General features: G+C 44.4%; 7 protein-coding genes. 6 read left to right on the top strand and 1 reads right to left on the bottom strand.

The annotated features are described in order from the left end of the window. Nucleotides 1-51 precede the first annotated feature (51 nt). From VIM87_RS07590 to VIM87_RS07565, 6 genes are all read left to right on the top strand, one after another. Nucleotides 52-4,275 (top strand): RHS repeat-associated core domain-containing protein, encoded by a 4,224-nt coding sequence (locus VIM87_RS07590; protein ID WP_331996399.1) that lies wholly within the window; start codon nt 52-54, stop codon nt 4,273-4,275. Nucleotides 4,276-4,405: 130 nt separating this feature from the next. Further along, nucleotides 4,406-4,807: a hypothetical protein gene (locus tag VIM87_RS07585; RefSeq protein ID WP_331996398.1), complete on the top strand. Its 402-nt coding sequence runs from the start codon at nt 4,406-4,408 to the stop codon at nt 4,805-4,807. Nucleotides 4,808-4,863: 56 nt separating this feature from the next. After that, on the top strand, nt 4,864-5,505 hold the full coding sequence (locus tag VIM87_RS07580; RefSeq protein WP_331996397.1) for a hypothetical protein: 642 nt from the start codon (nt 4,864-4,866) through the stop codon (nt 5,503-5,505). A 14-nt stretch (nt 5,506-5,519) separates the two neighbouring features. Continuing rightward, a complete protein-coding gene (locus tag VIM87_RS07575; RefSeq protein WP_331996396.1) occupies nt 5,520-6,155 on the top strand; it encodes a hypothetical protein in 636 nt (211 codons plus the stop codon). A 140-nt stretch (nt 6,156-6,295) separates the two neighbouring features. Next, nucleotides 6,296-6,865 carry a hypothetical protein gene (locus VIM87_RS07570; protein WP_331996395.1) on the top strand — a complete coding sequence of 190 codons (570 nt, stop codon included), beginning with the start codon at nt 6,296-6,298 and terminating at the stop codon, nt 6,863-6,865. Between the two features lie 67 nt (nt 6,866-6,932). Next, entirely contained in the window at nt 6,933-9,449 is a 2,517-nt protein-coding gene (locus VIM87_RS07565; RefSeq protein WP_331996394.1) for a M14 metallopeptidase family protein, read from the top strand. 66 nt (nt 9,450-9,515) lie between these two features. Here VIM87_RS07565 and VIM87_RS07560 read toward each other — a convergent pair whose 3' ends face one another. Next, entirely contained in the window at nt 9,516-10,112 is a 597-nt protein-coding gene (locus tag VIM87_RS07560) for a redoxin domain-containing protein (RefSeq protein ID WP_331996393.1), read from the bottom strand. Nucleotides 10,113-10,370: the final 258 nt, after the last annotated feature.

Below are 10,370 nucleotides of genomic sequence, written 5' to 3'. Positions count from 1 at the left end.
AGACAGTACCCCGGTGGCCTGAATGCACGTTTGCTGGCTTATTACTTTGAAATGCAGAAGCATACCTGGTGTACGCCCATTGGCGTGCCGGATATTGATTATAACGGCGACTACCAGTCTTTGAAGAACTATTTTACGAATACATTTGAGCTGCCCAGGGATGTGATCATAGATATTAATGAAACAGGTGTACCCGTTTATACCATCAGGGATAGCGTTAATTGCGGCATTAATTACAACTTTGGCGATGGCAGCCCTGTGCTGGATGGATATGTGTTGTGCAACCGCCCCGTTATTATTGATCTGGAGGTCGATTCCACCAGTTGTATGCGTTCCCAGGTTGAGCTGGCATTAAGCAATGCCGCCGGTGCTTATCAGCAATACATGGATTCTGTGAGAAGGGAATACCGGGAGATCTACCTGTCCCGTTGCCTGAGCGCACAACCTAAGCTTACCATGAGTGGTGACCTGTACGAGTATCATTATACCCTGTATTATTATGATCAGGCAGGTAACCTGATAAAAACAGTACCTCCTGCAGGTGTACATTTACTGACTGCAGAGGAAATAGCCGGAGTAAAAAGGGATCGTCCTTACACTACACCGGAATGTTATAAGGTAGCTGATACACTGAATTTTGATGGAGGTAATATCAATTTCGGAAACTTGCTGGCCTCCCGGAACACGTATAGTTTTGAAACATGGATCAATGCAAACTATTTAGACGGGATCGGTATCTTCTCAGATGCAGTGACTGTAACGGCGCCGGAAAAGTTCATTGACAGCACCCGCACCATACCTGCCTTTACCGGCAGAAAGGGTATTAATTTTTATGGCAGTAATAGATACTTGGAAATAGAATTAGGCCAGCAACCCTGGTACTTCCCTGATACCTTATATCAGACACAATACTTTACTACCAGCCAGCCGGTGGACCAGTTTATAGGCCCGGACAAATGGGCGCACTTGGTGGTCATGAAAACAGGAAATGCCGCGAGTCCTTTTGCCATATATATCAATGGACGTGCGATACAGCTGAATGTTACCACCCGGGTAGACACATTAGGGGGTCCGCCTGTTGCACAAGGAACATCGGAGCTGGTATTGGGCTTAGCCCATATGAATGAGTATGATGCTCCGTTCTATGGCGGTATGAAACAATTCCGGTTCTATAACCGGCCCATGGTATACAAAGAGATCATTGCCAATTATACAGATAGCTGTTTTCTACCTCTTGATGAACGTGGTCTGGAAATATGGATGCCTATGAATGAAGGGCGGGGTGAAGTAGTAACAGACAGGATGGGTGTCAGGGATTATAATCTGCTGCCGTCGGCAGATTACTTCTGGTGGATACATACACATGACCCTGTGTATCCGCAGCATGGGCTGGCTACTAATTATCAATACAACTCATTACAGGGAGTAATAGCTCAAAATACACCAGACGGTGGGGCTTCTCATTTCTGGTATGATCGGCTGGGTCGTTTAACAGCTACGCAAAGTAAAGAGCAGCTTACGCCTGTAAATGGCGGTACAGGAAATAGATATACCTATACAAAATATGATCCTTTAAATCGAATAGTGGAATTGGGAGAAAAATCGGGAGCAGCAAATACATCATTATTAGAATCCTTGGATAATATCCAATTGCAAGATTGGTTGAACAGCGGTACAAATGCACAGATCACACGTAGTCAGTATGACGAACCATTATCCGGTTTAACTATTTATCAGGAAAATATCCGCAAGCGGATTGCCTCAGCTATATTGGATGAAAATGGAGATGGGGTTGGTGAAGTAGCCACTCACTATTCATATGATGTGAATGGTAACGTAAAGACTTTATGGCAGGAGATTAAGCAACTGGAATCAATAGCTCCCGGACAGGGGATGAAACGTATAGATTACGATTATGATCTAGTAAGCGGAAAAGTGAATAAAATAATTTATCAACCCGGTCAGAAAGATCAGTTTTTGTATCGTTATCTCTATGATGCAGACAATCGTTTGATCAATGCTGCGACCAGCCGGGATGGATTGATATGGCAGCAAGATGCAACTTATAGTTATTATTTGCATGGTCCGCTGGCCCGTCAGGAACTGGGGGAAAATAAACTACAAGGGGTTGATTACGCCTACACATTGCAGGGGTGGCAAAAGGGGATTAACAGCACTACATTAAATGTGGATCAGGATATGGGTAAAGATAGCAAGCCAGGTACTGTATTTGCTCCTTATGGGAAAGACGTTATAAGTTATACATTGGGTTACTATGCCGCGGATTATCATGCAATTGGAAAAGACAGTGCAACCGGCTTCCGAACCACATTTGATTATCCGTCAATGCTTGGTACCGGCAATAGCTTGTATAATGGAAATATCAGTAATGCCAGTGTCGCGTTAAGTAAGTTAAATAATAGTAATGCCGTCGGGTATACCTATGGCTATGATCAACTTAATCGCCTGGTAGAAATGCGTCAGCATAATATTAACAGTAGCTGGACACCTACGGAGGATTATAAAGAATCAATCGGCTATGATGCTAATGGTAATATTCTACAATATCAGAGGAATGGAACTACGCAGAACGGAAAGCAACTGAGCATGGATAACTTAACTTATGCATATCAGGAAGGAACAAACCGTTTGCGCCATATTAAAGACCAGGTAGATGCCGCTTATTATGGAGAAGATATTGATAGCCAGGATGATGATAACTATGGATATGACAATAACGGGAACCTTATTAAAGATAAAGCTGCAGATATTACAAAAATTGATTGGACAGTGTATGGCAAGATAAAGGGGATTACCCAAAGCGGGCTTTCGCTACAGTATGGTTATGATGCAAATGGTAACCGGATATGGAAGGATGTAAATGGACAAAAGACATTTTACATTCGTGATGAACAAGGCCGTGTACTGGGCCTGTATAGAGTGGTAGCTGGTGGTATAAGCTGGGAGGAACAGCATTTGTACGGAGATAGCCGTTTAGGTATGTGGCAACCAGGAATTTCGATGAATGCCTCCGCTGATCCAGAAAAAGATAGCATTTCCTTTGGCCGGCGCTTATATGAACTAAATAGCCATTTAGGTAACGTTTTAGCAACAATAAATGATAAGAAAACTGGAGTCACTTCAAATAACACTACCATCGATTATTATATAGCAGAAGTGGTTACACAGAATGACTACTACCCATTTGGAATGTTGCAGCCGGAAAGAAAATTTACATTAGGGGAGCTATATAGATATGGTTTCAATGGAAAAGAAAACGATAATGAAATAAAAGGAGAAGGTAACCAGCAGGATTATGGAATGCGGGTATATGATCCTAGGATAGGGCGCTTCCTAAGTGTAGACCCGTTAACAAAAGATTACCCCTCCTGGAGTCCTTATCCTTTTGCTATGAACAGACCTTTGGATGGTATTGATTTGGATGGGCTGGAATGGCAACCCGTTAATAACAGAGGTGAAAATGTAGCACCAGGTGCTACTAATATAGCAGATTATATTTGGGTTGGTTACAAAAATATCTATACTCCGATATTGGACAGTAAACGTAAAGTAAACTGGTTTGATGGTTTATTGGGCGTATTTAAGGTTACACGCGTGGCGCCGGAAGGTACCGTTGCTTCGGCCAGACGCTGGGTAGACGACAATACATTAAGATTCTATGATTCTAATATTCAAACACAAACAGGATCAACAGAGGATAGACATGTGACGGAAATTGACAACGCTTCATTAAATCGTATAGGTGCATTACATGCAGATGTGCAATTGAAAATGAAAGAAATGATTTTAGCTTTTAACAAAGAAACAGGCTTAAGTTGGGCGGTTACTCAGGGATATAGAACTATCGAATATCAGGATGCACTCTATGCACAAGGAAGAACGGCTCCAGGTAATATAGTTACGCAAGCAAGAGGAGGCCAAAGTGCACATAATTTTGGAATGGGAGTTGATGTAGCTCCTTTTGTAAATGGGAGGATTGATTATGATTGGTGGATTAGAACTATTGAAACCGGTGAACGGTTACGCGTAGGTAAATTGGGAGAATCTATTTTGGGCGGTGGAGATGTTTGGGGTGGTAGATGGATTAAACGAAAAGAGAATAATCGTAAACTTACCGCTGAGGAAATATTACAACGGAGAAATGCGGGACTTGGATGGGATCCTTCACATTTTCAAAAGATTTTCGGTCTTTCATTTCGATCACTAAGGGCAGCTCCCAGAGATGAAGAGGGACTCCCAATTCTTAATCGTTAATTAATGAATATATATAATGAAGACGCTGTGTTTTATACTTGCTTTTAATATCTGGATATTAACATACCAGGAAAATGAAGTACTAAAGAATATCAGAAGTAAGTATTCAGAAATTAATGCCAATTTGAATATGTATAAACGGATTAAGAAAGATATCATCGATGGCATGGGAGAAGGGGGGAATATAGTTGGCTATTTGTATAAGGATTCTGTGAAACTTGTAATTGAAACCAATTATTGGGAAAGTGGAAAAGAAAGGACTGAGTATTATTATGATAAGGGGGCACCGATCTTCGTTTACAATCTTAAATATCATTATAAAAGACCGATCTACGATTCGGCTTTTAACTCCAACGAATATGTGCTTGAGGAAGAAAGGTATTATTTCAATAATAAAAAAATGATAAAGTGGATTGACAACAAGAAAAATAATATTGTAAGTACTAATAGCAAATTTATTCAGACAGAAAAGAGGCTTTTAGAATATACTTTAGGTCTTATAGAAGATGCATCAAATAATTTTAAAGAATGATTGAAGGTATTTGCCACATATGGTACAGTAGAATACCAACTCACAAACCCTATACAATGAAATCAACATACTATATACTCCTGTTGCTGTCGCTCCTCACCGCCACCACCTCCGCCCAGGTGCGTAAACAAGTTGTGCGTATCAAAGCCGATAGCGTAAAGCTAAGCAACCCACAGGGCACCAATGAGCTCATCCTGGAAAACCGTACGAGATCTGTGAACGGCGGTTATTTGTACAACAAACAGCAGGGTATTACGGAATTTCGCAAAATGAAGCTGGAGCAGGTAGGCAGCAAGCTCGCCATCATTGGCCAGGATACGGTAGATCTTCCGCCGGCAAAGCAGGTGTACTTATTGCCAAGCGGCATTTGCCAGGACTGGAACGGGGCCAATATCGTGATACACGACCGGGCAGAAAGGGTTTATCTCCACCTGTCAAAGCCTGAAAATTTAGTGGACGGCAAGGAGCTGATCATAAGCAATCTTGCTCCAACTTCAGATGCGAACTGGAACAGTACAACAATTACCATTACAGCACAAGAACCAATGATGATACATGAAGGAACGGACAAATTTGCATTGGATCTGGGTGATGGCACTGTTTTGCGTATCATTTACTCTGCCTCTCTGAACCGGTTTGTAGTGGTAGAACAGGATGGCACTGTGAATTCCACCTCCGGTTTATGTCCTTTTAGATAGTAATAAGCCCTGATATGAAATTAAGATTAATAATACTATGCCTTTGCCTGGGAACCATTTGTAAAGCCCAGCACGTTTACCAGATGAAAGCCGACAGTGTGCGTATTTATAGCGATTGTGACACGGCAGAGCTGGTGATCAGGAACCATACAAAAGATACGCTCAGTTATCTATATAATAAAGGTAATGGGCGTACAGAATTCAAACGTATAAGAATGGATCAGACGGATGATGGCCGTATTGCTATTACCGGCGGAGATACTGCTGCTATTACACTGCCAGCAGCCTTAAAACCCATCTACCTGATGACGGAAGATGTTTGCCAAACCTGGAATGGCGACTATACCGTTATAAAAAATGTAACCGGCAACCTGTACCTGAAACTGGATGCCCCTGCTAACCTGGTAAATGGAAAAGAACTCTTTCTTACCAATCAAAGTGATTTTGCAGATTACTATACCGGGGGTATTAACTTCTATTCTTACTCCGCCAAGATCTGGACAGAGAACGGTGCGGTAGATGCATTAAAGATACGGTGGAACTCCAGTTCGGGTGTGCATCTGATCTATGATGCAGCTACCAACATGTTTTACTTAATGAACGTACATGGTACCATAGAACCCAGTACTAACGGTCCTTGCCCACAATAACACCGGTATACAATAAGTTAACTCATCGACTACAATTTATCTGGTTTATGAAATTTTTATCAGGCATATATTTTTTCGCTTTATTGCTTTTAGTAGCTGTTAGCGCTCATGCACAGCAAGCAGGTAAATATGTTTACCCGGTGAAAGCAGACACCCTTACATTAAGGGATACAGCGGAACTAATTATTGAGAACAGTACCAAAGACAGCATTGGTTTTTTATATAACAGGGATAATGGCCGTACGGAATTCCGTAAGCTAAAGCTTGAAATGGTTGGAGGCGGAAGTAAAGTAGCCCTGACCGGACAAGATACCATTTCCATTTCTTCTGCATTACCGCAATCTGTAGCACCCCGTATTTTAACAACAGCCAGCTGTCAGACATGGGATGGTTCCAGGAATATTATAAAAAAAAGCAGCGGGGATGTATACCTGAAGCTGGATGTAACAGCACAATTACTGGATGGCAGAGAGATCGTGGTAGCTAACTTAAGCGGCAGCACCGGCGGAACACTGATTATTTATTCCTACGGGGCTAAGATCAGGTATTATAACGGATTGGCAGCACAAGCTATTAAACTGGAGAATGGCAAACGCTTACGATTGATCTATGAAAAACAAACCAACTTTTTTTACATTATCGGCTGGTATGGTTTTAACTGGTACGATGATACCATTGTGAATGTAACCAATGGCCCTTGCCCGCAATAAGCGGTTGGAAGTGTTATTTTTAGCCCTTTAATTCACTATCTTAGGCATATAAATCCTTACACACAGTATGCGCAAACACCTGTTGCCGGTTATATGCCTTTTATTAATATTTCAGCAAGGTTTTTCACAAACCCTCCCAACACCCGACCAGTTCCTGGGCTATCCCCTGGGCACCCGGTTCACTCCGCACTATAAAGTGCTGGACTACTTCAAAGCGGTGGCCGCAGCCACACCTAACATGCAGCTGCAGCAATACGGCACTACCTATGAGGGACGGCCGCTGATGATGGCCATCATCGCATCGCCGGAGAACTTTGGCCGGCTGCAGGCCATACAGCAGCAGAACCTGGACAGGGCAAATGATAAGGGCAAGGGCAGCGCAGACCAGCCGGTAATTGTGTGGTTAAGCTATAATGTGCATGGCAATGAGGCCGTATCTACAGAAGCCGCCATGCGCACTTTATACCTGCTGGCAGATAAAGGCAACGCGCAAACGCAGCGCTGGCTGCGTAACCTGGTGGTGATCATAGACCCCTGCCTGAACCCCGACGGGCGTGAACGTTATGTAAGTTTTTATAACCAGGTGCATAACCTGGTGCCCGATGCGCAGCGTTACTCCCGGGAGCATAATGAGCCCTGGCCTGGCGGGCGCGCCAACCACTACTATTTTGACCTGAACCGTGACTGGGCCTGGCAAACGCAAACCGAATCGCAGCAGCGGGTAGCTATGTACAATAAGTGGATGCCGCAGATCCATGTGGATTTTCATGAACAGGGTATTGATGCGCCCTATTATTTTGCTCCGGCAGCAGAACCCTTGCATGAAGTGATAAAACCCTGGCAGCGGGAAATGCAGGTGCTTATTGGAAAGAACAACGCTAAATATTTTGATGAGCAGGGATGGTTGTACTTCACCAAAGAAGTATTTGACCTGTTCTATCCCAGCTACGGCGATACCTACCCAACCTATAACGGCGCCATCGGCATGACCTACGAGCAGGGTGGGGGAGGCCGCGGCGGACTGGCCGTGCTGAAAGAGGATAATGATACGCTTACCCTCACAGATCGTATAGCCCATCATGTTACTACGGGGCTATCTACCATTGAAATAGCTTCCCAGCAGGCGCAAAGGATCACAGAAGAATTTACCCGGTATTTCCATAATGCAGCTACCGCACCGGAAGGCGTGTATAAGAGTTATGTGATCAAGGCAGCCGGTAATGCGGAAAAGCTGGCCAACCTGGCCGCTTTGCTGAAGCGGAACAATATTACGTTTGGCTACGGCTCAAAAACACCAAAGGCCAGCGGCCTTAATTATTTTACCGGTAAAACAGAGAATGTGGACATAAGCCGGGAAGATATGGTCATCAGCGCCTTTCAGCCCCGCTCCAACCTGTTGCAGGTATTGTTTGAGCCGCAATCCCGTTTAACCGATTCCGTTACTTACGATATTACAGCCTGGGCCATCCCGTATGCTTATGGTTTGCCCGCTTATGCCATCCGCCAGCAGTTAAGCCCTGCTACTGATTCCGTGGCAGCAGATAACAATAGTTACCTGGCAGCCACGCACCCATACGCTTACCTGGCCCGCTGGAACAGTGTGAAAGATGTACGTTTGCTCACAGCCCTGCTGCGGCAGCAGGTAAAAGTGCGTTACGCAGGCGCGCCCTTCACCACCGGCGGACGTACCTTCCCTGCCGGTACACTTATTATTCCCCGTTCCGGTAATGAGCACATTGGCCGTTTTGATACCTACATCACTTCCCTGGCCAATGAGGTAAAGGTGAACCTGGATGCAGTTGCTACCGGCTTCGTGGAAAAGGGCACCGATTTTGGTTCTGATAAAGTACGCTACATTCAACCCACAGAAGTGGCCATGGTGGTGGGAGATGATGTATCTTCCCTGAACGCCGGCGAGATCTGGCATTTCTTTGAACAGCAGATAGGCTATCCCGTTAGCCTGGTCAATGAAAAGAACCTCAGCCGGATCAACTGGAAGAATATTAATGTGCTCATTTTACCGGATGGAGAATATAGCTTCCTGCAAGACAAAACGCAGGCCGCCCGCCTCAAAGATTGGGTAAGCGCCGGCGGCCGCCTGATTGCACTACAGGGTGCATTAGCCCAGCTGGCAGGCGACGACTGGGGCATTCACCTGAAGAAAGAAAGCGATACCACCACTGATAAAGATATTTACGCGCCCCTGAAATCGTACGCCAACCGCGAGCGGGAGAGCGTAAAGCAATTCATCCCCGGCGCTATTTATAAGGTGCAGCTGGATAACACACATCCGTTAGCGTTAGGCTATCCTGATACCTACTATACCCTGAAGCAGGATGATCATATCTACGAATTTATGGATGATGATGATAACGGCTGGAATGTAGGCGTGCTCAAAAAGGATAATTACCTGAGCGGTTTTGTGGGTGTAGATACCCGTGCCCACCTGAAAGATGGCCTGTTATTCGGCGTAAAGGATATTGGGAACGGTAAGCTGATCATGCTGGCAGATGATCCGCTGTTCCGCAGCTTCTGGGAAAATGGCAAGCTGCTATTCAGCAATGCTGTGTTCCTGGTATTTTAATTTGATCAATCCGATATTAATATCCGCTCCTAATCAATCTAAAACCCAATAGCTAAAATCTAATAGCTAATAGCGTTTAATATTGCATCCCATTGAAGCAGTGCTGCTCATCTTAACGGCGCCGCCAGCCAGCATTTCATTGATGGCATTATAGAGGTGCCGTACCTTCACCGCATCCGCATTGCCCGGGTTATCATCAATAGCGCCTTTGTAAGAGAGGCGGCCGTTCTTATCAAACAGGTAACACTCCGGTGTATGGCCGGCATCAAAGGCATCGGCGATCTCCGCTTTCTTATCGATCACATAAAACCAGTTGTATTGCTGCGAGGCTGCATAGGCCTTCATGGCATCCAGCGATTCTTCATCATTCTGGAGCGCAATATTAGAGTTTACCAGTATTACGCCTATGCTGTTCTTTAACGCGTAGGCACAAACGCTGTTCGTTCTGTCCTGGTTGCGCATTACATAAGGACAATGATTAGCGGAGAACATTACCAGTAATCCGTTGCTGCCACGGGCGGCATTCAGCGTTATTTCCCGGCCGCTGATATCACGTAGCTGCACCTCCGCTTTGGGAATAGGTGCGCCTATTTCCAGGTTGTTATCGCCGGAACGGAATGCCAGTAAGGTACAGAGCACAAGAAAAAGGCAGGTGCTTTTCATGTTACAGGATTTGGGTATTCGGTATTCGGTCGTAGTTATAGGGCCAGTTATTTAATATAAAGGTAATGTAATATGTATAAATATATTAATTTATTTGATCAATGGTGGAGTAATGGGGATGTGCAGATGTGCAAATATGCAGATGTGCAGATGGTTGCGAAAAGCTTCCTTAATAACTTGTAAATCAATGTTGTTGGATGGTAGAATGATCTTTAACGGGCAAATTACCGATTGTAAATCCCGCTGTATTTCAACAGG

The sequence above is a fragment of the Chitinophaga sp. genome (assembly GCF_036569125.1).
Lineage (GTDB): Bacteria > Bacteroidota > Bacteroidia > Chitinophagales > Chitinophagaceae > Chitinophaga.
The sequence above is the reverse complement of the archived record's forward strand: the minus strand, read 5'-3'. Positions and strand labels throughout refer to the sequence as shown.

Bases quoted from the DNA above. Each gene is read 5' to 3' on its own strand.
- VIM87_RS07590 (WP_331996399.1), top strand. From the start codon at position 52: ATGCAGAAGCATACCTGGTGTACGCCCATTGGCGTGCCGGATATTGAT.
- VIM87_RS07585 (WP_331996398.1), top strand. From the start codon at position 4,406: ATGTATAAACGGATTAAGAAAGATATCATCGATGGCATGGGAGAAGGG.
- VIM87_RS07580 (WP_331996397.1), top strand. From the start codon at position 4,864: ATGAAATCAACATACTATATACTCCTGTTGCTGTCGCTCCTCACCGCC.
- VIM87_RS07575 (WP_331996396.1), top strand. From the start codon at position 5,520: ATGAAATTAAGATTAATAATACTATGCCTTTGCCTGGGAACCATTTGT.
- VIM87_RS07565 (WP_331996394.1), top strand. From the start codon at position 6,933: ATGCGCAAACACCTGTTGCCGGTTATATGCCTTTTATTAATATTTCAG.
- VIM87_RS07560 (WP_331996393.1), bottom strand. From the start codon at position 10,112: ATGAAAAGCACCTGCCTTTTTCTTGTGCTCTGTACCTTACTGGCATTC.